Source organism: Nonomuraea roseoviolacea subsp. carminata, from assembly GCF_024172185.1.
GTDB classification, from domain to species: Bacteria; Actinomycetota; Actinomycetes; order Streptosporangiales; family Streptosporangiaceae; genus Nonomuraea; species Nonomuraea roseoviolacea.
Window position 1 is genome coordinate 8,994,418 of the sequence record NZ_JAMZEC010000001.1, and the last position, 22,674, is coordinate 9,017,091.

Consider the following 22,674-nt stretch of genomic DNA (forward strand, 5'->3'; position numbering starts at 1 on the left):
GGCGTAACGGGCGACGGGCGCGGACACGGCGCGCGGGGTCGTGCCCCCGGTCCGGCACGGGAGCGGGACGCGGCGGGCCACCGGCCCGTGTGAGCGCGGACGTCGATGACCGTCATGCCCGCCGCCAGGGCGTCGGCGACGCCTTCGTCACTGTCCTCGTGGACGGCGCACCGGGCAGGGGCGACCCCGAGCCGGTGCGCGGCCAGGAGGGAGAATCCCGGGGCCGTTTGCCGCGCTCGTCGTCCTCGCGGGTGACCACAGGAGGAGAAGAGGGAGGCGTAGGGCAGGCGAGGCCGTCTTCCTCGATCAGCGCGCCGTCGGGGCGGCTCCGGTTCGGGTGCTCGCCCCGCCGGCCTTGGTGGATCTCTCCCGGTCCGTTACGGCAGGTGAAGAACGCGGGTGATCCGCGCGGCTCCACCCAGGCGGACCACGGGACCCCTCGGGGCGGCGGTGATCGTGGACGGGCTGCCGAGGGAGTCGCCCATGTCCACGGTGATGCCGGTGAACCCCTGATCGGCGAGGTGGGCGGCGAGGCAGGCGGTGCTGTTGGCGTTGGCGGCGTCCTCGGGCACGCCGATCGACGGGGCGAACATGCGGGCCGCGGCCCGGCCGGAGCGCTCCGGGACGGAGTAGACGTAGCAGCCCAGGAGTCCGAGCCTGTCGCAGGCGGCGCGCAGCCGGTCGAGGTCGGGGGTGAGCCGGGCCAGGGCCGGGCGGGAGGCGACGGGGACCAGCAGGCGCGGCCGCCCCACCGCCGCGACCCGGGCGCCGGGCGCGAGGAGGTCCGGGGTGACGCCAAGGGCCGGCAGGACGAGGTCGCGTTCGAGCGCGGTGGGCTCGCGCAGCTCGACAGGGCCGGCGTCGAAGGAGGCCGTGACCTGCCCGTCCTCCCGCGTCGCGCGGCCGGCGAGGACGCCCCCAGGCGTGCGGAGCGTCGCGCGGAACTGCTCGCTCCCGGCGCGCTCGGCGAGGAAGGCCAGGGCGGCGACCGTCCCGTGGCCGCACGCGGGCAGCTCGCCCTCGGCGGTGAAGAAGCGCAGACCGGCCACCGGCCCGCTGAGGCCGTCGGCGCCGTCGGGCGCGTCGATGAAGACCGCGTGCGAGGTTCCCGTCAGGGCCGGCACTCGGCGGCGCTCACCGTCGGTCAGCGGCGCCTCCTCCATCACCGCCGTGGGACTGCCGCCCCGGCCGTCGCGCAGGCAGGCGTGGACGATCGTGACGCGGGGTCCGTCCGCGCTCATCGACGCTCCTTTCCGTCGCTCTGCCCGGCCTCGCCCGGTCGCGACGAAGGCGATGACGGCGGTGCCTGTGCCGCTTCTGGTGCCTGCGGGAAGGGGACGGCCCAGGGCTCGTTCTCCAGCAGGAGCCCGTTGGCCAGGTAGCCGATGGTCCGGTACCAGCCGGCCAGGACCAGGAGTTCGAGCAGTTGCTCGTCCTCGTCATGGGCGCGCAGGGCGTCCCAGGCGGGCTGCGACAGCCGCGCCGTGTCGTGCAGCTCGTCGACCGCGTGCAGCAGCGCCGCGTGGCGCGCCGGCCAGGAGCCGTCGATCTCCGGGGCGGCGGTCGCCCGCAGCCGCTCGGGGCTGAGCCCGGCCCGCGGGGCCAGGGTCGCCGCGTGCACGCCCCATTCGTAGCCGCAGCCGGCGCGCGCGGTCACCCGGGCGATGACGAGCTCCCGGTCGGCGGCGGGCAGCAGCCCGTGGCCGAGCAGCCCGGCCCCCAGGACGAACATCCGCGAGGCCAGCTCCGCGTTGCGGTGCAGGACGCGGAACAGCGTGAGCGGCTCGTACGGCACGCCCGGCGGCATCCAGCGGCGCAGCGCCTCCTCGACGGCGGCGGGATAGGGCGGCGCGAGCGGTTCGATGCGCGGCAACTGAGCACTCCTGCTTCGATTTTCGAACCACTATGATGCTTCGAAAGGCGAAGCGCAAGGGAGCGCCCATGACAGCAGGAGTGCCCCGGCCCGGCACGCCGGCGCGCGGATCAGCGTCCGGCCGGCCGGTGATGGCCGCGCTCGACCTGCTCGGGCGGCGCTGGACGATGCGTGTCCTGTGGGAGCTGAGCCATGCCCCCGCGGGTTTCCGCGAACTCCAGCGGCGCTGCGAGCGCATGTCCTCCAGCGTGCTCAGCACCCGGCTCGACGAGCTGGCCGCGGCCCGCCTGATCGCCCTCCACGATGACGGTTACCGCCTCACGTCCCTCGGGCGGGATCTCGTCGAGGCGCTCGGGCCGCTCAACGCCTGGAGCCACCGCTGGGCCGAAGCGCTGAGCGACACCCCTCCGGGGGACCAGCGGTGAGGCGCGGCGCGAGCCGGTGACGCGCAGAGCACCGCCCGTCGTTCCTCGACCTTGACGGAGCCGCGGTCAGCGTTCGCAGTACGCCTTGAGGCCATGTGCCTCGGCGTCGATGTACCGCCGGGTGAGCCGATCCGTGAGCAGCCGGACCACACCGGCCAGGGGACCGGAGTGATCGATGCTGAGCGTGAGGATCGTTCCGCCCTCCGGGCTCGCGGACAGCAGATGCCCCCCGACCGTGGTCACGCCGGCCGAGCGCCGAGCCCAGGTGAAGGACCGCTCCTGGTCGAGTTCGGTGATCTCCCACTCCGCGCCGCCCAGCCGCGGCTGGGTCAGGCGCGCACGTCGTCCCGGCCGCGTCGGGCCCGGGTCGAGCCACCTGGCCGTGGTCACGGTACCGGTCCAGTCGGGCCAGCGCTCGATGTCGAGCAAAACCGTCCAAACCGCCGAGACGGGAGCCGCGATGGTGGTCGACGTCCGCATGAGGATCTCCGTTCCAAGCAGGTCACACCATGATGTACCAAACGGTACATGTACCATGTGGAACATGACCACGAGGGCTGCCATGTCGGGCACCGCGAAAGAGGCGCTGCTCGAACGCTGCGTCGAGCACCTGCAGGAGGTCGGCTTCAGCGATCTGAGCATGCGCGAACTCGCCGCGGCGATCGGCACGAGCCATCGCATGCTGCACTACCACTTCGGATCACGTGACGGCTTGCTGGTCGAGATCGTCAACCTGATGGAGGCTCGCCAGCGCGCCGCCCTGGCGACGCTTGAAGCCGGCACCGACGATCTCACCGAGCTGTCCCGGGCCTTCTGGAAGCGCGTCAGCGACCCCGTCCTCGCGCCGGCTGAGCGGTTGTTCTTCGAGATCTACGCGCATGCCCTGAACGGGCGCCCGTGGACGGCCGGGTTCCGCGAGTCGGTGGTCGCGGCCTGGACCGGTCCGGTCACGGACATGCTCACCAGGCACGGCCTCCCCTCGCGCGAAGCCGCCCGCGCGGCCCGGCTCTCGCTCGCCGTGGGCCGCGGACTGCTTCTGGACCTGCTCGCCACCGGCGACCGGGCGGCGGTCGACGACGCCGCCGAGCTCTTCGCCGAGCTGATCACGGGCCTTGAGGCGCGACGGGCTCGTCATCCGCCACGTCGAGACCGTCCGTGACGCCGACGTCATCCACGGCAGCTTCGCCGGTCGCCGGGCTCCGGCGCGGCCCCGTGACGAGCGCCACCACGGCGGGCAGCGGGAACAGCAGAAGGTAGAGGTTCGGGATCCACCACATCAGCGAGAAGTCGCCGCGCAACGTCCAGAACGCGACGGCCATCAGCCCGGACGCCATGGTGAGCACGAGGGAGACGAGCATCAGCGGCGTCCCCGCCGGCCCGGAGGCGCGCCTGAGCAGCCAGAGGCTCGTCAGCCCGGTCGCGCTGGCGGCCAGGTCGATCCAGAGGAACGACCAGTTCCAGGCCACCATGACCGGATCGGTGTAGCCGGCGAAGGCCCACTCGGGCGGGATCAGCCCGAGGCCCGTGACGGTGAAGTAGGCGACGAAGCCGACGTCGGTCGCCAGCATCAGCGCCTTAGTCGTGCGCAGCACGGGCCATCAGCGTCTCAGTCGTTCGCGGCACGGGTGATCAGCTCCATCAGGTGGGCACGCGTGCGGGCGTGCAGTTCGGGGTCGGGCTCGCCGAGGCCGAGCAGCCGCACGGCCCACCAGCCGTCCACCGCGAGCCGCACGACGGTGGCCGCGGCGGGGTCCACGCCGTCGCGGGTCAGCCGCTCCTGCCAGGCGGCGAACCGCTCGCGCAGCGGCTCCAGGCCCTCGGGGTCGACCAGGACGCCGGCGAGCAGCGCGGCGGTGACCCGGTCGGGCGCCTCCGAGGCGCGCGTCTCGGGCACGGTGGCCTCGACGTAGGCGCGCAGGAAGTCGCCCGGCCGGTCGCCGGCCCGGGCCAGCGCCTGGTCGAAGGCGCCGACGAGGCGCTCCACCATGGCTCTGACCAGGGCCTGCTTGGTCGGGAAGTGGTAGAACAGGCCGCCCTTGGACACGCCCGCGCGCTGCGCGACCGCCTCCAGCGTGAGCGACTCGGCCCCGTCCGACAGCAGCACCTCGGCCGCCGCGTCGAGGAGCCGGTCGCGTGAACTCGGTCTCGGCATGAACGAAACTATACCGGTCGGCCGGTACAGTTTCATAGTGCCGCCGAAGGCGGGGAAACCGCCCCGGACCGGTCAGGCCAGGGCGGCCCGGATCGCGTCCTGGGCGGCGTCGCGCAGGCGGGAGTGGACCAGCGCGTTCTCCTCCCGGTCCGTGCGCACCTCCACCACGCGCGGCCCCTCGCCCCGCAGCGCCTTGGACAGCTCGCCGAGCTCCTCCACCAGCCGGTACGGCGTGCCGGTCGCGGCGGCCACGTACCCGAGGTCCACCCCGTGCGGCGTGCCGAAGACCCGCTCGAACGGATCGCGCAGCGCCGCCTGCGGCAGCAGCGAGAAGATCCCGCCTCCGTCGTTGTTGACGACCACCATGCACAGGTCGGGCCGGGGCTCGCGCGGGCCGAGGACGAGCCCGTTCTGGTCGTGCAGGAACGACAGGTCGCCGAGCAGCGCGTACGACGGCCCGTTGTGGGCCAGCGCGGCCCCCATCGCCGTCGAGACCGCGCCGTCGATGCCCGAGGCGCCCCGGTTGGCCAGCAGCCGCAGCCCCCGCCGGGGCCGCATGGCCTGGTCGAGGTCGCGGATCGGCATGGACGAGCCGCAGAACAGCAGGGCGCCGTTGGGCAGCGCGTCGGCCAGGTCGCGGGCCAGGCGCGGCTCGCTCGTGCCCGAGGTGTCGAGCACCTGGTCCACCGCGGCCCGCGCGGCCTGGTCGGCGTGCCGCCAGGAGTTCAGCCAGCCGTCGTCGCCGGAGGCCACCGGGATCTCCACGGCCTGCGCCACCTGGGTGGCCGAGCGGGTGGGGTCGGACCAGCGGTCGAGGGCGGGCGCGACGACGATGTGCTCCTGGACGCGCTTGAGCCACGACAGCAGCGGCCGCGACAGCCCCGGCCGGCCGAGCGTCACCACCACGTCGGGCGCGTGCGCGTCGGCGAACTCCGGCGTGGCCAGCAGGTAGTGGTAGGTCGAGACGGAGTGGTCGCCGTAGCGGCCGCCGCCGTTCGGCTCCGACAGGACGGGCCAGCCGGCCATCCCGGCGGCGGCGACGTAGCGGCGCACGTTGGCGGCGCCGTCGCCGATCACCAGCACGCCGCGCCGCGTCGGCGGCAGGTGCAGGGCGACGGGCGGCGGCGCCACGCGGGCGCGCACCCACGGGCCGGTCGCGTCGCCGTCGAGCGGCTCGCTCCACGAGGTGTCGCCGTCGGGGATGAGCGGCTCCCGGAAGGCGAGGTTGAGGTGGACCGGCCCCGGGTCGGCGGGGCCGGCGGCGCGCTGGTAGGCGCGGCAGGCCAGCGACCGCCAGTAGGCGACCTGGCCGGGACGGTCCTCGGGCGCGCCCACCTCGGCGAACCAGCGGGCGGCCGTGCCGTACAGCTTGACCTGGTCGATGGTCTGGTTGGCGCCGGTGCCGCGCAGCTCGGGCGGCCGGTCGGCGGTGAGCACGAGCAGCGGGACGCCCGACTCGCTCGCCTCGATGACGGCGGGGTGGAAGTTCGCGGCGGCCGTGCCCGAGGAGCAGATCAGCGCGACGGGCCGCTCCGAGCGCCGGGCCAGCCCGAGCGCCAGGAACGACGCCGAGCGCTCGTCCACGCGCACGTGCAGCCGCACCCGCGACTCGGCGTGCAGCGCCAGCGCCAGCGGCGCCGAGCGCGAGCCGGGCGCGAGCACCACGTCGGTCAGGCCGCAGCGCACCAGCTCGTCGACGAGCACCGTGGCCAGCGCGGTCGCGGGATTCACCGGGACGCCTCCTGCATTCGGCCGAGCCACCGGGGCGAGGCGATCGCGAACTCTGACAGGGCACGCTCGTCCACCTCGGGCCGCCGCACGCGCAGCGCCCCGCCCTCGGGGACGAGGGGGTCGGCGGTCACGTCGCCGGACAGCAGCGTCATGGTGCCGAGCCCGCACGCGTACGGCAGCTCGGGCAGGGCGGCGGCCAGCGCGAGCCCGGCGGCCAGCCCCACGGACGTCTCCACGGCGCTCGACACGACGGCGGGCAGCCCGCACGCCTCGACCACGCGCAGCGCCTGCCGCACCCCGCCGAGCGGCTGCACCTTGACCACGGCGATGTCGGCCGCCTCGGCGGCCCGCACGCGCAGCGGGTCCTCGGCGCGGCGGATCGACTCGTCGGCGGCGACCGGCACGTCGCAGGCGCGCCGCACCCGGGCCAGCTCCTCCAGGGTGGCGCACGGCTGCTCGGCGTACTCCAGGCTGAACCGGTCGAGCTCCTTCAGCCGGCGCACCGCCTCGTCGGCGCTCCAGGCGCCGTTGGCGTCCACGCGCAGCCGCCCGGACGGCCCGAGCGCGTCGCGCACGGCCTCGACCCGGGCCAGGTCGTCGGCGAACGTCTGGCCGGGCTCGGCGACCTTGACCTTCGCGGTGGCGCAGCCGGAGCCGCGCACCAGCTCGAAGGCCCGCTCGGCCGGCACGGCCGGGACCGTGGCGTTGACCGGGACGGTGTCGCGGACCGGCGCGGGCCAGCCCTCGAAGGCGGCCTCGCGGGCGCAGGCGAGCCAGCGGGCGCACTCGCGCGGCCCGTACTCGGGGAACGGCGAGAACTCGCCCCATCCCGCCGGGCCGCGCAGCAGCACGCCCTCGCGGGCGCTCTGCCCGCGGAAGCGGGTGCGCATCGGGATGCGGAACACCACGGGATCGCGGGTCAGCCCCCGCTCCCCTCCGCCGGTCGCGTCACCGGTCACACCCGTGCGCCACCCGTCCTCGCCGGGTCGCGCGCCCCGCCCTGCCACCACCGCGTCACCACTGAGTCAGTACCGATCTGTCGCCACTAACCTTACGAGCATGCCGAGCACGTCGTCGCATCCGGACCGCCCGTTGCGCGCGGTCGTCCTGCCACCGGGCCCCGAGCTGTTCGCGGCGGTGCGCGACGCGCTGAGCGGTGACGGGCCCGCCGTGCTGCCGCTGGCCCCCGGACCGGCGGCCGAGGCCGCGATCGCCGCGCTGCGCCCCACCGACGCCGGCGGCGCGCCTGTGGACGGCGGGCGCGGCGTTCCCGGCGACGTCGCCGTGGTCATCGCCACCAGCGGCAGTACGGGCGCGCCCAAGGGCGTCATGCTCTCCGGGCGGGCGCTGCGCGCCTCGGCCGCCGCGTCGCTGCGCCGCCTCGGTGCGGGCGAGGGCGAGCGGTGGCTGTGCTGCCTGCCGCCGTCGCACGTGTCCGGGCTCCAGGTGCTCGTGCGGTCGCTGCTGAGCGGCACCGAGCCGATCGTGCACGACCGGTTCGACCCGGAGCGGGTGCTGGCCTCCGGAGCTCACCACGTGTCTCTGGTGCCCACGCAGTTGCACCGGCTGGTCGCCATGCGGGCCGACCTGTCGGTGTTCGCCACGATCCTGCTGGGGGGAGCGGCGGCCCGTCCCGCGCTGCTGGAGGAGGCGCGCGGGCTCGGCGCGCGGGTGGTGACGACGTACGGGATGAGCGAGACGTGCGGGGGCTGCGTGTACGACGGCCGGCCCCTCGACGACGTGGACGTGAAGGTGGGCGACGACGGCCGGATCCGGGTGGCGGGGCCGGTGCTGTTCTCCGGTTACCGCTCCGGCGAGCCGGTGCCGCGCGACGGCGCCTATTTCGTGAGCTCCGACCTGGGCGAGCTGTCCCGCGGGCGGCTGCGCGTGCTGGGCCGGGCCGACGACGTCATCAACTCCGGGGGCGAGAAGGTCGTGGCGGGCGCGGTGGCCGCGGTGCTCGGCGACCACCCCGAGGTGGCCGACGTCGCGGTCGTCGGCCGGCCCGACCCCGAGTGGGGCGAGGTGGTGGTGGCCGTGGTGGTGCCCGCCGACGCCGCCCGCCCGCCGACGCTGCCGCACCTGCGCGCCTGGTGCGCCGAGCGGCTGCCCGCGTACGCCGCGCCCCGCGAGCTGCGCCTGGTGCCACGGCTGCCGCTGCTGCCCAACGGCAAGCCCGACCTCGTACGTCTGCGCTCCGAAGCCTGACCACGGCCCGCCCGGGCAGGAACCCGATGACCATCCGGTGCGTCAAAGGGGAGAAGAGCAAGGAGGGAGCCTTCATGGATCAGACCCGCAAGATGTGGGCATCCGCGGCGGTCGTCGGCGTCATCGTCGTCGGCGGCGTCTCGGTCGCGGCGGCCGCCTCGGCGGGCAGGCTCGAGAAGGTCTCCAAGGAGACCAGGGCCGTGGTGCAGGTCGATCCCGGCCAGGTGGCCGAGCTCACCGGGCGGACGCCCGGCCCGTCGCCCGACGCCGTGGTGTCCCATGACGTCAACCCCGACCCCGACGCGGTCCTCGACTACTGGACCGACGAACGCATGGAGGGCGCCGAGCCCATGCCGATGCCCGAGGGCGAGCCTCTGAAGGTGACCGAGGGGCCCTCGGCGGGGGTGCCCGACGGCGACCCGGGCCAGGTCAGCGGCAACTAGCCGGCCGCGGGCCGCGCGTACCCGGGGTGGGCCGCCACGAGGCGGTCCGCCCCATTTTTATCCTTACGGGAACAAATGGCGGCAGATGGCGTTATTGATACTGGTGCGCCGAGCGGCCCGTACCGCCCCACCACAATCTGCCTGATCGCTTCAACTCCGTATGGAGGAGGTGTCCTCATGCCCCGAACCGCCGTGGCGACCCCACCCGCGACCCTCGACCAGCTCCTTGACCGAGGGCGAGCACAGGGTCACCTTTCTCTCGCGGAGCTGCGTCACGCGTTCGCCGACGCCGGGATCAACCCCGCCGAGGGCCGGTCGATCCTGCGCGAGCTCACCGAGGCGGGCGTCAGCCTGGCCGCCGAGGACGAGCCGTCCCTGAGCCGGTCCGCGACGCGTACGACCGCGAGGAAGACCACCACGACGAAGTCCACCACGACGAGGACCGCTACCAAGCGCCCGGCCAAGCCGCAGTCTACCGGCTCCGGTGCCGCCGAGTCCAAAACCGAGATCACATCCGTCCGCTCCCTGGGCGAGGCCGGCGACGACGCGCCCGCGGCCCCCAGGAAGACCCGGGCCAAGTCCGCCAAGGCCGCCGGAGTCACGACCACGACCTCCGTGAAGCCCGAGGCCTCCGACGACGCCGAGCCGGACCCCGACGCCCTGGCCCTGGGCGCCGAGGGCGAGGAGGCGGAGCTGGAGACCGAGGTCCTGGACCTCGACGACAACCAGTCGGTCATGGGCGACTCGGTCCACACGTATCTCAAGTCGATCGGCCGCCGCACGCTGCTCACCGCGGCGCAGGAGGTCGAGCTGGCCCGGCGCATCGAGGCCGGCCTGTACGCCGAGTACAAGCTGGAGACCGACCCGACGCTGTCCCCGGCCGCCCGCGAGGACCTCGACCTGGTCGTCCAGGACGGCAGGGAGGCCAAGGACCACATGCTGGAGGCCAACCTCCGGCTGGTCGTCTCCGTCGCCAAGAAGTACACCGACCGCGGCATGTCGCTGCTCGACGTGGTCCAGGAGGGCAACCTGGGCCTCATCAGGGCGGTCGAGAAGTTCGACTACACCAAGGGCTTCAAGTTCTCCACGTACGCCATGTGGTGGATCCGCCAGGCCATACAGCGCGGCTTCGCCGACTCGGCCCGGACGATCCGGCTGCCCGTGCACGTGCTGGAGATGCTCTCGAAGCTGTCGCGCGTCGAGCGCGACATGCACCAGCGCCTCGGCCGTGAGCCCACGCCGGAGGAGCTGGCCAGGGAGCTGGACAAGACGCCCGACCAGATCGAGGAGCTGCTGCGCACCAGCCGTCAGCCGATCTCGCTCAACGCGACCATCGGCGAGGACGGCGAGACCACGATCGGCGACCTCATCGAGGACGTCGACTCCCCCGAGGCGTCGGAGATCGTCGACCGTCAGCTGCTGGGCGACCAGCTGCGGGGCGTGCTCGACAACCTGTCGCCGCGCGAGTCGAAGATCATGGCGCTGCGGTTCGGGCTGGTCGACGGCAAGCCGCACACCCTCGACGAGATCGGCAAGCACCTGGGGCTGACCCGGGAGCGCATCCGGCAGCTCGAGAAGGAGTCGCTGTCCAAGCTGCGCCACCCGAGCAACACCCGTCCGCTGCTCGACTGGGCCAGCTGACCCACGCACCACGAAAAGCCCCGGCTCTCCAGCCGGGGCTTTTCGCCGTGGTCACCGGGGTCGGGCCGTCAGCGCACCGCGGGGACGGGGCGCGGGATGCGCGGGATGCCCCACAGGCGGTTCTCCTCGCGCAGGGTGCGCAGCCCCTCGACCTCGTCGGTCCACAGCCGCCCCGCCGGGGTGGCCTTGGCCTTGCGGCGGGCGATGCGGTCGTCGTAGGCGCGCACGCCGAACGTGGCCCGCTGCCCCGCCTCGGCCGCCCGCAGCGCCTCGGTCAGCGCCTTGTCGAACGCCGTGCCGGCGGCCAGCAGCTCGACCTCGTCGGCGTCGGCGGCCCGCAGGTCGCGCAGCACCCGCTCGGCCTGCCTGGCCTTCTCCAGCAACTCGGGGAAGCTCTTGGAGATCTCCAGGTCCGCGTGGTAGCGGACCTCGGCCTCCCGGCTCACCCGCGGACGGAAAAACGCCATCGGCTCTGCCCCTTCGCACAGTCGTCCTGTTGTCCGCGACAAGGGTACGCCTCTCCGCGACACACCACGTCATCGGACCTCGGCGACGGCCTTTACATAGTAAGATCACCGGCATGCCCGCCAAGAGGCCACCGGTCCCCCTGTCCCGCGAGCGCATCATCGAGACCGCGCTGCACATCGCCGACACGCAGGGGCTGCGCCGGCTCACCATGCGCCGGCTCGGCGACGCGCTCCAGGTGGAGGCCATGGCCATCTACCACCACCTGCCGCGGGGCAAGGAGGCGCTGATGGACGCGCTGGCCGAGCACGTCACCGCCGTCCACGTGGAGCCGGCCGCGAGCTGGCAGGACACCGCCCGGGCGTGGTGCCGGGCCAGCCGCGAGCTGCTGCGCGACCACCCGGGCGTGCTGGCCCTCGCGCTGACCAAGCCGCCCAAGGGCGCCACGGCGATCTCCATCAGGGAGCAGACGGACCAGCTCGCCGAGGCGGGCCTGCCGGACGCGGCCGAGGCGGTGCGGGCGCTGCGGGCGTTCGTCTTCGGGAGCGTGGCGGTCGAGGTGCAGCAGTCGGGCTGGGCCGACCCCGAGGTGGACGAGTGGGTGCGGCGCGACGAGCGGGCGGACGCCGACTTCGAGCGCGGCCTGGACGCGCTGCTCCGGGGCCTGCGAGCGTAGCCGCCCACGTCTCCGCCGGTGGCGCTGGAGGATCGCTACAGAAGATCTCGCGCCCCGGCCGGGCAAAGGGTTGCGAACCTAGTGGCGTGTCGAGCTTGGCCCGTTATCCTGCATAAGGCACGCTGTGTCGAGGGTCACACCATCCGGGCATCCTCCTCTAACAGTCCGAACGGACTATGTCGGATTATGTGACATACGCCGCACACTTGCTAAGACCATCAGCCCGAGCCGCTCCCGTGCCCGCGGGGGCCTTTCACGAGATATCGGAGGCACGCCGATGTGCCCGCACGACCCGGTCTGTCCGTCCGCCGAGGCGCCCGACCGTGAGGCAGCACGCACCGTCGCGTGCCACCCCGAGCAGGGGTGGAGCCTGCTCTGCAACGGCGTGGTCCTGTTCGAGGACACCGGGGAGCTGCTGCCGGGGGGCACCGCCATCGCCCCGCACCGCCCCGTCGTGGGCGCCGCCTGAGCCGCGCGTCCGCCTCGGACGTCGCCACGCGGAGGCCACCGGGCACGCGCCGCCCGGCCCTCCCCACCATCGGATCACGCGCGTCGGATCACGCGTACGACATGACCCAGCCGGCGACCACCTCGCCGACCCTGGCCGGGTCCTTCTTCAGGTCGTGCCCCTCCCCCGGCAGCACCACGAGCCGCGCCGCGTCGGCGGCGTCCGGCACCCCGAACGGGTCACGGTCCCCGTTCACCACGAGCACGTCGACGCCCGCGCCGCGCAGCTCGTCCGCCCTGGAACGTTCCGGCTTGCCGGGCGGGTGCAGCGGGAACGCGAGGGCGACCACGGCCGCGGCACCGACGTCCTTGGCGGTGCGGCAGGCGACCCGCGCGCCGTTGCTCCGCCCGCCCTGCACCAGCGGCAGGTCCGGCACGGCCGAACGCAGCTCCGCCAGGACGGCGCGCCACGCCTCGTCCTGCCGTTCCGCCGAACCCGGGGCGCGCGCCCCCGCCAGCCTGAACGGCTGCGTCACCCGGGCCACGCTCGCCCCCGCCGCGAGGGCCGCGTCGCGCACGGCCAGCAGGTCGGGCGCGTCGACTCCCCCGGCCGACCCGTGGGTCAGCACGAGCAGCAGCCGGGGCCGCTCCGCCTCCTCCAGCTGGACCAGCGCGCGCCCGCGCGGCGTCATGACCTCCATGCGAGAACCGTATCGGGCGACCCCCCGCGACCTCCCGCCGGACCCGCCGGACCCGCCGCACGACCGCCTTCCGCGCCCGCCGCGAGCCCGCGCCACCGGCACGCCCGGCCGCGCGTCGCCACGTGAGCGGCCGGGTCACCGGAACGGCCGGGTCACCGGAGCGGCCGGGTCACCGGCGCACGACCACGCCGAGCACCTGGTCGGCCCGCACCGTGCCGTAGTGGCGGGAGTCGCGGCTGCCCGCCGGGTTGTCGCCGAGGAGCACCAGCCGGCCCTGCGGGACGAGTCCGGACGGCTGCCGGTCCCAGGCGGGCAGGTACGGCGGCTCGGGGTCCCCCGCGACGGCGGCCACCCGCTTGACCACCCAGCGGGCCATCGCCCCGTCCCTCCCCTCCCCCGGCCGGCACGGGCCCGGCTCCTCGACCACCACGACGTCTCCCCGCTGTGGCACCGCGCCGGGTGAGCGCCGCACCCGCACCCGGTCGCCGGCACGCAGGGTCGGCTCCATGCTCGCCCCGCTGACCGTCAGCACGACCGTCCCCCCTCTCCGGCGGCTCACGGCCGCGGCGGCGAGCAACGACAGCAGGGCGACCAGCGTGACGACGAGCGTCGTCATCCGACCTCCTCGGGGGCTGGCGAGCGGTATCCGGACGCCTGCAGGTCGAAGAGCCGGGCGTACGCGCCGGCCCGCGCCATGAGCTGGTCGTGGCTGCCCTGCTCCACGATCCGCCCGCCGGACAGCACCACGATCGTGTCCGCCTCTCGGACCGCGCCCAGCCGGTGCGAGATGAGCAGGCTCGTCAGCCCGCGCCGGTGCTCGCCCAGCCGGGTGTGCACCTCGTGCTCCGCCTCGGCGTCCAGCGCGGAGCTGGGCTCGTCGAGGACGAGCAGGTCGGGCCGGTCGAGGACGAGTCCCCGGGCGATCGACAGCCGCTGCCACTGGCCGCCGGACAGCACCACGCCGGTGTCCGGGTCGGCCCGGTCGGCCTCGGAGAAGAACATCCTGGTCAGCATCGTCTCGTAGCCCTTCGGCAGGCCGGCCAGGACGTCGTGGACGCCGGCGCGCCGGGCCGCCGCCTCGATCCGCGCCGGCTCCTCCAGGGCGCTCACGTCCCCGATGGCGATGTTCTCGGCCGCCGTGAGCTCGTACGCGACGGCGTCCTGGAAGACGGCCCGGATCCGGCGCCGCAGCTCGGCGGGGTCGAGGTCGCGCAGGTCGACGCCGTCCCACAGCACCGCGCCGCGGGTCGGGTCGTAGAGCCGGCACAGCAGCTTGACCACCGTGGTCTTGCCGGCTCCGTTGAGCCCCACGAGCGCCGTCGCCCGGCCCTGCGGCAGCACGAGGTTGACGCCGCGCAGCACCCACGGCTGGTCGTCGGCGTACCGGAACCACACGTCGCGCAGCTCGATCCCCCGGCGCAGCCGCCGGGCGGGCAGCGGCGCGCTCCTGACGGGCAGGTCCGGCGCCTCGTCCACGACGGCCAGGTAGTGGCCGAACAGCAGGAGCGCCTGGTGGACGGACACGCCCTCGGCCACCACGCTGGACAGCGCGCCCTGGACGGCGGCGACCGCCGCGACGACCAGCGCCACGTCGCCGACCGTCAGGGCCCCGGACACGGCCGAGCGGACCGCCGCCACCAGCAGCGCGCCGGCCACGGCGGCGGCCAGCGCCGCCAGCGAGCCCTGGAGCGCGAGCTGGCGCCGGTCCACGCTCCGGCCCGCGTCGTGGATCAGCTTGATCTCGGCCGCCATCCGCCTCCACAGGTACGCTCCCGCGCCGAACAGGCGCACCTCCTTGGCGGCCTGCGGGTTGACCAGCAGGTTGGCGTAGAAGATCTCGCGGCGTTCGGCCTGGCCGGTCTCGGCGATCATCGCCGCGCGCCGGCGGCTCAGCGCCAGTTCGGCCAGCAGGGTCGGCACGGCGGCGAGCAGGACCGCGACCGCCATCCACGGTCCGAGCACGAGCAGGGTGCCGGCGAACCCGGCGACCGTCACAACCCCCTGGATCACGCCGAGGCCGCCCTCCACCACCATCCACGGGCTGCCGACGCCGCTGCTCCGCGCGATCTGCAGCCGGTCCAGGAACACCGGGTCCTCGAAGGGCCGCAGACCCACGAACCGGTCGGCCGCCGCGTAGATCCGCGAGGTGGCCAGCAGCTGCACCCGCCGGTCGCTCTCGGCCCGCAGGTAGCGGACGGCGTGCGGCACCAGGGAGCCGGCGACCCCCACGACGGCGAGCGCGGCGGCCGGACCGGCCACGTCCGGCCACCGCACCTGCGCGGCGGCCAGCCGGTCGATGAGGATCTTGGTCAGCCAGGCGGCGGCCAGGGGCGACAGTCCCCCCACGGCCGCCAGCAGGACGTACGCGATGACCTGCTTCGGGGCGCCGGCCCGGACGAGCCCCAGCGCCCGCGTGAGCGAGCGGAACGACATGAGCGCTCGCGCTCAGCTCGCGGCCGGCACCGCGGCGGCGGCGTCCCGGCTCGCCACCGGCTCGAAGTCGAAGCCGGACGCGCCCACCACTCCCTCTTCGACCAGCACGAAGGCGGGGAATCCGCTGACGCCGAACGCCCTCTGCACCGGGCCCTGGTCGGGCTCGACCACGACCGTGGCGACCGGGAGGAGCTGCTCGACCATCTCCGCCGTGTCGTCCGGCGTCCCCACGACGACCGCCAGCACCTCGGCGGGGCCGCCGCGCCGGGCCGCCGCGTGCTCGACGAACAGCGGCATCCGCTCCTTGCACGGCCCGCAGCCGGGCGAGAAGAACCCGACCAGGGGCCGTTCGCCCACCGACGTCAGGGTGATCGACCGGCCGCCCACCTCGGCCGTCTCGAAGTGGCCCACCGTGGCGCCCGCAGGGAGCGCGACGTCGGTCCCGCCCACGCCGAGCGGGCCGGTGCGCAGGTCGGCCAGCTCGGCGGTGTGCTCGCGCAGCCGGCGCACGACACCGAAGGTGAACAGCAGATTGGCCAGCGCCAGTACTCCGACGAGGATCAGCGCCGCGGTCTGGTACATCAGGGGTCCTCCACACGTGAAGCGATAAGAAGCCGGCGAAGCGGTGAACGGTGGCTCGGGCGCGCCGGGGCCGCGACGAGCGGGCCCCGGCGCGCCCTCACCGGTGGGACACTCAGCAGCCGAGGCCGACGTAGTAGCAGGGGCCGCACGGCTGAAGGTCGCAGCACGTCTTCTTGTACAGGCGCGGGCCTGAGCAGTAGCACGAGATGCTGTAGCAGGTCTTGATGGCGTGCGCGGTCGCCTTCGGCACCACGGCGTTCACCATGCGGTCGGCGAGTGCGCTGATCTGACGGGTCATGGTTCTCCTTCTGTGCGGCGCCGGCGGCCCATCGCGCGCCGGCGCGCCTTCATGGAACCCCGCGGCCCCGGACCGCCACCAGGACGCGGAACCGGATCTTGAGCCTGACGTTGAACCGGACGTACCGTAAGGGCGTTAACGGGCAGACACCGGGGAGGCCGCTGGAGTGGAGGACGCGTACGGGATCCTGCTTCGACGGCACAGGCTCCGCCTCCACCTCACCCAGGAAGCGCTCGCCGAGCGCGCGGGGATGAGCTCGCGCTCGATCGCGGAGATGGAGCGCAGCCCGGCCCGCGGCCCGCGCCCCCGTTCCGTCGAGCAGCTCGCGGCGGCGCTGGGACTGACCGGCGCGGAGCGGGAGGAGTTCGTCGAGGCGGGCCGCGCCCTGTTCTGGGCCAGCCGCGCGGGACGCGAGCCGCGCGACCCCTCCGCGTCCGCGCCCGCCCCCGGACGGGCCCGGCCCGCGGCCCCGGCCGCCCGCCGCGAACGCGCCCGCGAGGACGGCGCCCGCGCCAGGGGCGACCACGCGGACACGAGCGCGGGCGCGGGCGCGCCGGGCGCTGTCCGCGGCGAAGGGACGTACGGCGGAGAGGGACACGACGGACAGGCGTACGGCGGAGAGAGACACGGCGGACAGGCGTACGGCGGGGCGGTGCCGCCTCCTCCCCGGCAGCTCCCGGCCGACCTGCCCGACTTCGTCGGCCGCGGCGAGGAGCTCGCCGTGCTGCGCTCCGTCCTCGACCCGGCCGGTCACCGTGCCCGGCTGGCCGTCGTCTCCGGCCCTCCCGGCGTGGGCAAGAGCGCGCTGGCCGTCCACGCCGGCCACGCGCTGGCCTCCCGCTTCCCCGACGGGCTGCTGTACGCGGCCCTGCGCGGCACCAGCGCCGACCCGGCCGACCCGGCCGAGGTGCTCGCCCAGCTCCTGCGCGTGCTCGGCGTGGCGGGCGCGGCGCTGCCCGCCGGGCTCGACGCCCGCGGCGGGCTGTTCCGCGACCGGACGGCGGGCCGGCGGGTGCTCCTGCTCCTCGACGACGCCGGCGGATACCGCCAGGTGGAGCCGCTGCTTCCGGCCAAGGACGTCGCGGTGCTGGTGACCAGCCGGCTGCCGCTCACCGCGCTGCCCGGGGTGACCTCCATCGACCTGCGCCCGCTGCCCGATCCGACCGCCGTCGAGCTGCTGTGCCGGGTGGCGGGCAGCGAGCGGGTCCGGGCCGAGCCCGTCGCGACCGCCGAGCTGGTCTCGGCCTGCGGCGGGCTGCCGCTGGCGGTGCGGATCGTCGGGGCGCGGCTGGCCGCGCGGCCCCACTGGACGGCCGAGACGCTCAACCTGCGGCTGGCCGACGAACGGCGGCGCCTCGACGAGCTCTGCCACGGCGACCTGGCGGTCCGGCCCGTCCTCCACCTGGCGCGCCAGGCGCTCTCGCCCGCCGCCGCCCGCGCGTTCGCGCTGCTCGGCGAGCCGGACATGCCGTCGTTCCCCGAATGGGCGGTGGCCGCGTTCCTCGGCACGGAGCCGGCGTCCGGGGCCGCCGTCCTGGAGGAGCTGCTCGACGCGCGGCTGCTGGAGTCGCTCGGCCCCGATCAGGCGGGCCAGCCGCGCTACCGCTTCAACGAGGTCACGCGGCTGTACGCGCGGGAACGCCGGCAGGCCGAGATCGGCGCGGCCGAATGGAAGGACGCGCTGGCCCGTGCCGCCGGCGGCTGGCTGGCCCTGGCCAGGCGGGCCCGGGACCGCCTGCACTGCCTCCGCCTCCACCTGGACGACAGAGCCGTCCCCGCGGCCGTCGTCGATCCCGCGGCCGCCGTGGTCGCGGCCGCCCGGCCCATCGAGTGGTTCGAGGCGGAGCGGGAGGCGCTCGCCGCGGTCGGAGGGGCGTGCGCCGAGCTGGGCCTGGCGGCTCTCGCGCGCTGCCTGGCCGGCTGCTGCGCCGACTTCCACGAGCTGCGCGCCTACTACGACGACTGGCGGCGCGCCACGCAGAGCGCCCACGCCGCCTGCCGGCGGGCCGGGGACCGCGCGGGTGAGGCGGCGATGCTGCGCGGGCTCGGCACCTGCCTGGTCGAGCTGGACGACACGGACGCCGCCGCCACGGCGCTGACCGCGGCCCGCGACCTCTCGGAAGAGGTCGGGGACGTGGGCGGGGCGGCGATGGCGAGCGGCGAGATGGGCTTGCTGCTCAGCCTGATGGGACGGCTCGACCGGGCGGAGGCCGAACTGCGGCACGCCGTCGAACGGCTCGGACGGGCCGGCCTGCCGCTGGCGAAGGCCACCGCGCTGACCAGTCTCGGATTCCTCCTGCGGCAGCGCGGCGAGACGGCGATGGCCGTGGACGTGGTCCGCTCCGCGCTGGGCATCGCCCGCTCGTGCGGCGACCCGTTCGCGGAGGCGTACGTGCTGCGCGGCCTGGCCGGGGCCCTGCTGGCCCACGGCCGCCCGGGCGAGGCCGAGGGGGCCGCCCGCCAGGCCGCGATCCTGTTCGACCGGGTGGGCGATCCGATCGGCACCGCGCAGAGCCTCAGGTCCCTCGGCGAGGCCCTGGCCCAGTTGCCCGCCCCTCCCTCGGCCGCCTCCTGGGCCGCGTCCCCGCTCCTGGCGGAGGCGAAGGCGGCCCTCGCGGCGGCGGCCGCCGTCTTCCGGCAGCGCGGCCACCGCTGGGGGCTGGCGCTCACGGAGCTCAGCCTCGGGGAGATCGAGGCCCGGCAGGGTCTGCCGGAGGCGGCGCCCCGCCTGCGCCGCTCCCTCCGCTACTGGACCACGGAGCAGGTTCCCGCGCTGCGTGCCCGCACCCTGGTGGCCCTGGCCTCCGCCGCCGAGAACGACGGCGACCCCGCCGCGTGCGACCTGCTGCGGCAGGCGTACGGGCTGTACCTGGAGCTGGCCTCGCCGGTCGCCGCCGACCTCGCGGCCCGCCTCGGCATCCCCGGCGGCACCCGGCCGCGGTCCTGAACCCGACCCCGGGCGCGCGGGACCGGCCGCCGCGCGAGACCAGGCCCGCGGGACAGGGCGCAGCGCGGGGCCGGGCGTCGCGCGAGGCCGGGCGTCATGGGGGGCCGGGCGCACGGGGCCGGATGCCGCACGGGGCCGGGCGCACGGGGCCGGGCGTCATGGGGGCCGGGCGCGCGGGGCAGAGTGCCGCGCGGGGCCGGGCGTCGCGCGGGCCGGGACGTCCGGGACTCGGCCATGTGGCCAGGCGTCCCCGTACCCGGGGAGGACGCGCGAATGGACCCCAGGTCGGATGACGCCGCCCCCTCCGGGCCGCAGGATGGGTGCCATGCCAGACATGCGCACCGTTCGTGAAGACCTCCAGGCGACGCTCGACGCGCGCCGCGACCTCGGGCCGGAGTACGAGGCGGCGCTGGTCGAGTCGTTCGCCGACCGGCTGGAGGCCACGATCGCGGCCCGCGTCCAGGCCGAGCTCCACCGCCAGGGCCCGTACCCCGGGCGGACGCGGCGCACGGGGCCGCCGCTGGTGTCGCTGGCCCTGGGCTCGATGGGGCTCGGCATCCCGCTGACGGCCATCGCCACGGTCAACGCGGGACCGCTGGGCCTCGTGGTGACCTGGATCGCCATCGCGGTCATCAACGTGGCCGCCGCCATGGCGTACATCCGCCGCCCCTGACCCGGCCCGGCCCGCACGCCCGCGGGTCTAGGTCGCGCCCGTGTCGCCGCCGAAGTGCGGCACGACCATCTCCACCAGTGCGGCGACGTCCGCCTCGACCATCGGCTCGCCGGTCATGCCCAGCCGGTGCAGCAGCGTCCCGACGACGACGTCGATGAAGAACAGCACCCGGCCGTCCGGCTCGCCGAGCGCCTCGTGCAGCGCCGCCCGGTACGGCTCCTGCAGCCGCGCGGCCAGCACCTGGCGCAGGGCCGGGTCGCTGACGGCGTCGCTGAACACGCCCGCGAACGCGTCGCCCACCCCCGGCTCGCTGATCTTCGCCGCGATCCAGCGGATGGCCGAGGCCATGAGCTCGGCCCGCCCGGTGCCCTCCAGCGGCACCGGTCCGAACGCGTCCAGCAGGCAGTCCACGACCAGGTCGCCCTTGGACGGCCAGCGGCGGTAGATCGTCGTCTTGGCGACGCCGGCCGCGGCGGCGATGCGGTCGACGGTGGCCCGCGCGTAACCCAGCTCGTGGACCGTGCTCAGCGTCGCGGCGAACACCACGGCGTTGACGCCGGTGCGCGGGCGACCGGGTGGCCTGGCGGATGCGGTCGCTGGGGTCATGAGCACACGATAGCCCATTGCGCTACCGTTGGTATCGATACTTGAGGTAGCGAAACTGGGAGGCGCCATGAGCAGCAAGGTCACCGGCACGGAGCGGCCGCCGCTGGGCATCCGGCTGATGCAGTCGATGGGGAAGGAGCCGGACTGGCTGTCGATGACGGCCGAGGAACTGGTCGCCCTGCGCGAGACGGTCAACCGCAAGCGGGCCTCGCGCCTGGCCCGGGTGATCACCGGGTTCCCGGACCGCGGCGCCACGATCCGGTGGCAGGAGGTGGAGCTGCCCGACCGCACGCTCAAGGTCCGGGTGTACCGGCCCGCGTCCGGCGGCCACAGCGGCCCGGACCTGGCCGGCCGGCCGCTCGTCCTCCATGTGCACGGAGGGGGGTTCGTGGGGACGGCGGCGCAGAGCGACTGGGTGAACAGCCACCTCGCCGCGCGGCTGCCCGCGGTCGTCGTCTCGGTCGAGCACCGGCTCCTCGACCACGAGACTCCGCTGGCCGCGGCCGTCGACGACGGCTGGGAGGTGCTCCGGCACGTGCTCCACCAGGCCACGTGGTGGGGGATCGACCCCGCGCGGACCGCCGTCTTCGGTGAGAGCACCGGCTCCCTGATCACCGCCCTGGCCGCGATCCGGGCCAGGGCGTCCGGCCTGCTCCTGCGGGCGCAGGTGCTGGCCAACCCCGCCGTCGATCTGACCCCGGCGGGGTTCGAGCACCCGTCGATCAGCCGGCACGCCGACAGCCCGACCCTCACCATGACGCAGATCCGGATGTTCCAGCGGCTCGCCGTCCCGGCGGGGACCGACCCGCGGACGTTGTCGCCGATCCAGGCCGACGACCTGAGCGGCCTGGCCCCGGCGCTCGTCGTGGTGCCGACCATCGACCCGGTGGCCGATCACGGCCGCTGCTACGCCGAGCGGCTGCGCGCGGCCGGGACGCCGGCGCGGCTGGTGGAGTATCCCGGGGCGACGCACGCGTTCCTCAGCATGCCGGGCGTGGTGCCGCAGGCGAAGGCGGCGCGGGCGGAGATCACCGAGTTCCTGCGCGAGGCGTTCGCCGGGTGACGGGCCCGCCATGCCCGCCCGTCGGCCGGGGCCGTGCCTCTCGTCCCCGGTCAGTGGTGTTCAGGCGTCGCGGTCGCGGCGCAGGCGGACCTCGGCCGCCAGCGCCTCGTCCTCGTGGTCCAGGCCGTACGCCCAGACCCGCTCGGCGTCCTCGTCGCGCCCGCGTAAGGGAAGCGTGCGGGCCAGCAGCTCGATGGCCAGCGCGCTCGTCCCGGCGTCGGCGCCGTCCTCGACCGCGCCCGCGAACTCCGCGCAGGCCAGCTCCAGATGCGCGATCCCGAGCTGGACCCGCAGCCGCGGCACGGCCTCGGCGGGGGCGCTCTCCAGGGCGCCGAGCAGCACCTCGGCGGCCTCTCCCGGCTCGCCGCGCTCGGTCAGCAGCTCGGCGAGCTGCTGCGCGGCGTGCGCGGCCATCTCCGCGTCGTCGCCGGCGACGGCCGCCGCCCCGGCCTCCCGCAGCGCCGTCTCGGCCTCGTCGAGCGCCCCGGTCTCCGCGGCGAGCCGGGCCAGGGCCAGGTGGGCCAGCGGCACGTACGCGGCCGTGCCGAGCCCCAGCACCGCCTGCCACGCGCCGCGCGCCTGCTCGGTCCGCCCCTCGCGCTCGAAGCCCTGGGCGAGGTGGCAGGCCGCCTGGGCCGCGTACTCGGGATGCCCGGTGGCCAGCGCGGTGCGAGCCGCGGCGCGCGCGCCCTCGGCGTCGCCGCGTTCCTCCAGGACCACGGCCAGGCCGACGGCGGCCTGCGCCCGGTCGGGCTCGTCGGGGTCGGCGGCCAGCTCGGCGAGGATGGCCGCGGCGGCGTCGAGGTCGCCGTCCTCGGCCAGGCGGCGGGCGGTGTCGAGAGGCGGTGTCCGCAACTCTGAGGACGTCAAAGAGGGCTCCTTCGGCGACGATCGGACCGAGCCTAACGAGTTCTGGCGATCATGTCTGCCGACTCGGGGCGGTTGGCCTGGCGGGGACGGGAACCGCACTCCCGCGCCACCCCGGCCCGCCGCCCCACGGGCGTCACCACGTGCGCTCCCCTTCGAAGCGCCGCGTCCCAAGGGCGGGATGTGCGCGCGCAGGCGCGGCGGAGGGCGGCGCCTTCGCGGCGACCGGATGCGACGCCAAGGCGCTGCTCAGGGGCGGCGAGAGACGCGCGGGCGAGCGGAGACGAACAGGGCGAGCCGCCGCGGCGCTTCGTGACGCACGCGACGCGAGGCACGTCGCGGCATGGACGAGTCCTCCGGCGGGGCAGGACGGCGCCGGGGCCGCCTCGTGACGGCGCGAGGGAGCGCGACGAGAGGACGCGTCCTCTCACGGCGGTGGGCCC

The 22,674-nt window shown here is 75.3% G+C and carries 25 protein-coding genes; 10 read left to right on the forward strand and 15 right to left on the reverse strand.

Annotation, left to right across the window (positions count from 1 at the left end; all coding sequences use genetic code 11):
- Positions 1-377: 377 nt before the first annotated feature.
- Together HD595_RS41920 and HD595_RS41925 are read right to left on the reverse strand one after the other, a co-directional pair.
- Positions 378-1,241 (reverse strand): PhzF family phenazine biosynthesis protein, encoded by an 864-nt coding sequence (locus HD595_RS41920; protein ID WP_253779487.1) that lies wholly within the window; start codon positions 1,239-1,241, stop codon positions 378-380.
- Positions 1,238-1,873 (reverse strand): carboxymuconolactone decarboxylase family protein, encoded by a 636-nt coding sequence (locus HD595_RS41925; protein WP_253779489.1) that lies wholly within the window; start codon positions 1,871-1,873, stop codon positions 1,238-1,240. Before HD595_RS41925 ends, HD595_RS41920 begins: the two co-directional genes overlap by 4 nt.
- 68 nt (positions 1,874-1,941) lie before the next feature.
- On the opposite strand from HD595_RS41925, the gene HD595_RS41930 reads away from it, so the two are divergent.
- Positions 1,942-2,298, forward strand: coding sequence for a winged helix-turn-helix transcriptional regulator (locus HD595_RS41930; protein ID WP_253779491.1), 357 nt, complete (start codon positions 1,942-1,944; stop codon positions 2,296-2,298).
- Between the two features lie 66 nt (positions 2,299-2,364).
- Here HD595_RS41930 and HD595_RS41935 read toward each other — a convergent pair whose 3' ends face one another.
- Entirely contained in the window at positions 2,365-2,862 is a 498-nt protein-coding gene (locus HD595_RS41935; RefSeq protein ID WP_253779493.1) for an SRPBCC family protein, read from the reverse strand.
- On the opposite strand from HD595_RS41935, the gene HD595_RS41940 reads away from it, so the two are divergent.
- Positions 2,861-3,457, forward strand: a complete 597-nt coding sequence (locus HD595_RS41940) for a TetR/AcrR family transcriptional regulator (protein ID WP_253779495.1) — start codon at positions 2,861-2,863, stop codon at positions 3,455-3,457. The genes HD595_RS41935 and HD595_RS41940 overlap by 2 nt on opposite strands.
- Here the strand turns inward: HD595_RS41940 and HD595_RS41945 are convergent.
- From HD595_RS41945 to HD595_RS41960, 4 genes are all read right to left on the reverse strand, one after another.
- Complete coding sequence (locus HD595_RS41945; protein WP_253779497.1) at positions 3,402-3,890, reverse strand: DUF5360 family protein; 489 nt, start codon at positions 3,888-3,890, stop codon at positions 3,402-3,404. The genes HD595_RS41940 and HD595_RS41945 overlap by 56 nt on opposite strands.
- Before the next feature lie 14 nt (positions 3,891-3,904).
- Positions 3,905-4,450, reverse strand: a complete 546-nt coding sequence (locus HD595_RS41950; RefSeq protein ID WP_253779499.1) for a TetR/AcrR family transcriptional regulator — start codon at positions 4,448-4,450, stop codon at positions 3,905-3,907.
- A 72-nt stretch (positions 4,451-4,522) separates the two neighbouring features.
- The gene (gene menD / locus HD595_RS41955; RefSeq protein WP_253779502.1) at positions 4,523-6,181 is read right to left on the reverse strand and encodes a 2-succinyl-5-enolpyruvyl-6-hydroxy-3-cyclohexene-1-carboxylic-acid synthase; all 1,659 of its coding nucleotides are present in this window, start codon (positions 6,179-6,181) and stop codon (positions 4,523-4,525) included.
- Positions 6,178-7,089, reverse strand: a complete 912-nt coding sequence (locus HD595_RS41960; RefSeq protein ID WP_420540770.1) for an o-succinylbenzoate synthase — start codon at positions 7,087-7,089, stop codon at positions 6,178-6,180. The genes menD and HD595_RS41960 overlap by 4 nt, the downstream gene beginning before the upstream one ends.
- A 151-nt stretch (positions 7,090-7,240) precedes the next feature.
- On the opposite strand from HD595_RS41960, the gene HD595_RS41965 reads away from it, so the two are divergent.
- The 3 genes from HD595_RS41965 (at position 7,241) to HD595_RS41975 (ending at position 10,473) form a co-directional block, all read left to right on the forward strand.
- On the forward strand, positions 7,241-8,389 hold the full coding sequence (locus tag HD595_RS41965; RefSeq protein ID WP_253779505.1) for an AMP-binding protein: 1,149 nt from the start codon (positions 7,241-7,243) through the stop codon (positions 8,387-8,389).
- A 74-nt stretch (positions 8,390-8,463) separates the two neighbouring features.
- Positions 8,464-8,832 (forward strand): hypothetical protein, encoded by a 369-nt coding sequence (locus tag HD595_RS41970; RefSeq protein ID WP_253779508.1) that lies wholly within the window; start codon positions 8,464-8,466, stop codon positions 8,830-8,832.
- A gap of 177 nt (positions 8,833-9,009) precedes the next feature.
- Positions 9,010-10,473: an RNA polymerase sigma factor gene (locus HD595_RS41975; protein ID WP_253779511.1), complete on the forward strand. Its 1,464-nt coding sequence runs from the start codon at positions 9,010-9,012 to the stop codon at positions 10,471-10,473.
- A gap of 68 nt (positions 10,474-10,541) precedes the next feature.
- Here HD595_RS41975 and HD595_RS41980 read toward each other — a convergent pair whose 3' ends face one another.
- Positions 10,542-10,940 carry a hypothetical protein gene (locus HD595_RS41980; protein ID WP_253779513.1) on the reverse strand — a complete coding sequence of 133 codons (399 nt, stop codon included), beginning with the start codon at positions 10,938-10,940 and terminating at the stop codon, positions 10,542-10,544.
- Positions 10,941-11,053: 113 nt separating this feature from the next.
- On the opposite strand from HD595_RS41980, the gene HD595_RS41985 reads away from it, so the two are divergent.
- Together HD595_RS41985 and HD595_RS41990 are read left to right on the forward strand one after the other, a co-directional pair.
- Positions 11,054-11,614 carry a TetR/AcrR family transcriptional regulator C-terminal domain-containing protein gene (locus tag HD595_RS41985; protein WP_175598470.1) on the forward strand — a complete coding sequence of 187 codons (561 nt, stop codon included), beginning with the start codon at positions 11,054-11,056 and terminating at the stop codon, positions 11,612-11,614.
- Between the two features lie 277 nt (positions 11,615-11,891).
- Positions 11,892-12,083 carry a DUF5999 family protein gene (locus tag HD595_RS41990; protein ID WP_175590377.1) on the forward strand — a complete coding sequence of 64 codons (192 nt, stop codon included), beginning with the start codon at positions 11,892-11,894 and terminating at the stop codon, positions 12,081-12,083.
- An 88-nt stretch (positions 12,084-12,171) separates the two neighbouring features.
- Here HD595_RS41990 and HD595_RS41995 read toward each other — a convergent pair whose 3' ends face one another.
- The 5 genes from HD595_RS41995 to HD595_RS42015 all read right to left on the reverse strand — a co-directional run bounded on the left by HD595_RS41995 (position 12,172) and on the right by HD595_RS42015 (position 16,075).
- A complete protein-coding gene (locus tag HD595_RS41995; RefSeq protein ID WP_253779516.1) occupies positions 12,172-12,762 on the reverse strand; it encodes an alpha/beta hydrolase family protein in 591 nt (196 codons plus the stop codon).
- Between the two features lie 169 nt (positions 12,763-12,931).
- Positions 12,932-13,378, reverse strand: coding sequence for a S26 family signal peptidase (locus HD595_RS42000; RefSeq protein WP_253779519.1), 447 nt, complete (start codon positions 13,376-13,378; stop codon positions 12,932-12,934).
- Complete coding sequence (locus HD595_RS42005; RefSeq protein WP_253779522.1) at positions 13,375-15,195, reverse strand: ABC transporter ATP-binding protein; 1,821 nt, start codon at positions 15,193-15,195, stop codon at positions 13,375-13,377. The genes HD595_RS42000 and HD595_RS42005 overlap by 4 nt, the downstream gene beginning before the upstream one ends.
- 12 nt (positions 15,196-15,207) lie before the next feature.
- On the reverse strand, positions 15,208-15,777 hold the full coding sequence (locus HD595_RS42010) for a TlpA disulfide reductase family protein (RefSeq protein ID WP_253779525.1): 570 nt from the start codon (positions 15,775-15,777) through the stop codon (positions 15,208-15,210).
- Positions 15,778-15,889: 112 nt separating this feature from the next.
- Positions 15,890-16,075 carry a hypothetical protein gene (locus tag HD595_RS42015; RefSeq protein WP_253779527.1) on the reverse strand — a complete coding sequence of 62 codons (186 nt, stop codon included), beginning with the start codon at positions 16,073-16,075 and terminating at the stop codon, positions 15,890-15,892.
- 166 nt (positions 16,076-16,241) lie between these two features.
- On the opposite strand from HD595_RS42015, the gene HD595_RS42020 reads away from it, so the two are divergent.
- Positions 16,242-19,022 carry an ATP-binding protein gene (locus HD595_RS42020; RefSeq protein WP_253779529.1) on the forward strand — a complete coding sequence of 927 codons (2,781 nt, stop codon included), beginning with the start codon at positions 16,242-16,244 and terminating at the stop codon, positions 19,020-19,022.
- 334 nt (positions 19,023-19,356) lie between these two features.
- Complete coding sequence (locus HD595_RS42025; protein WP_253779531.1) at positions 19,357-19,695, forward strand: hypothetical protein; 339 nt, start codon at positions 19,357-19,359, stop codon at positions 19,693-19,695.
- Between the two features lie 27 nt (positions 19,696-19,722).
- Here the strand turns inward: HD595_RS42025 and HD595_RS42030 are convergent, their stop codons facing one another.
- Positions 19,723-20,301: a TetR/AcrR family transcriptional regulator gene (locus tag HD595_RS42030; RefSeq protein WP_253779533.1), complete on the reverse strand. Its 579-nt coding sequence runs from the start codon at positions 20,299-20,301 to the stop codon at positions 19,723-19,725.
- Between the two features lie 67 nt (positions 20,302-20,368).
- Between HD595_RS42030 and HD595_RS42035 the strand changes: the two genes are divergently transcribed.
- Entirely contained in the window at positions 20,369-21,364 is a 996-nt protein-coding gene (locus HD595_RS42035; RefSeq protein WP_253779535.1) for an alpha/beta hydrolase, read from the forward strand.
- 60 nt (positions 21,365-21,424) lie between these two features.
- On the opposite strand, the gene HD595_RS42040 is transcribed toward HD595_RS42035, so the two are convergent.
- Positions 21,425-22,234 (reverse strand): tetratricopeptide repeat protein, encoded by an 810-nt coding sequence (locus HD595_RS42040; RefSeq protein ID WP_253779537.1) that lies wholly within the window; start codon positions 22,232-22,234, stop codon positions 21,425-21,427.
- Positions 22,235-22,674 lie beyond the last annotated feature (440 nt).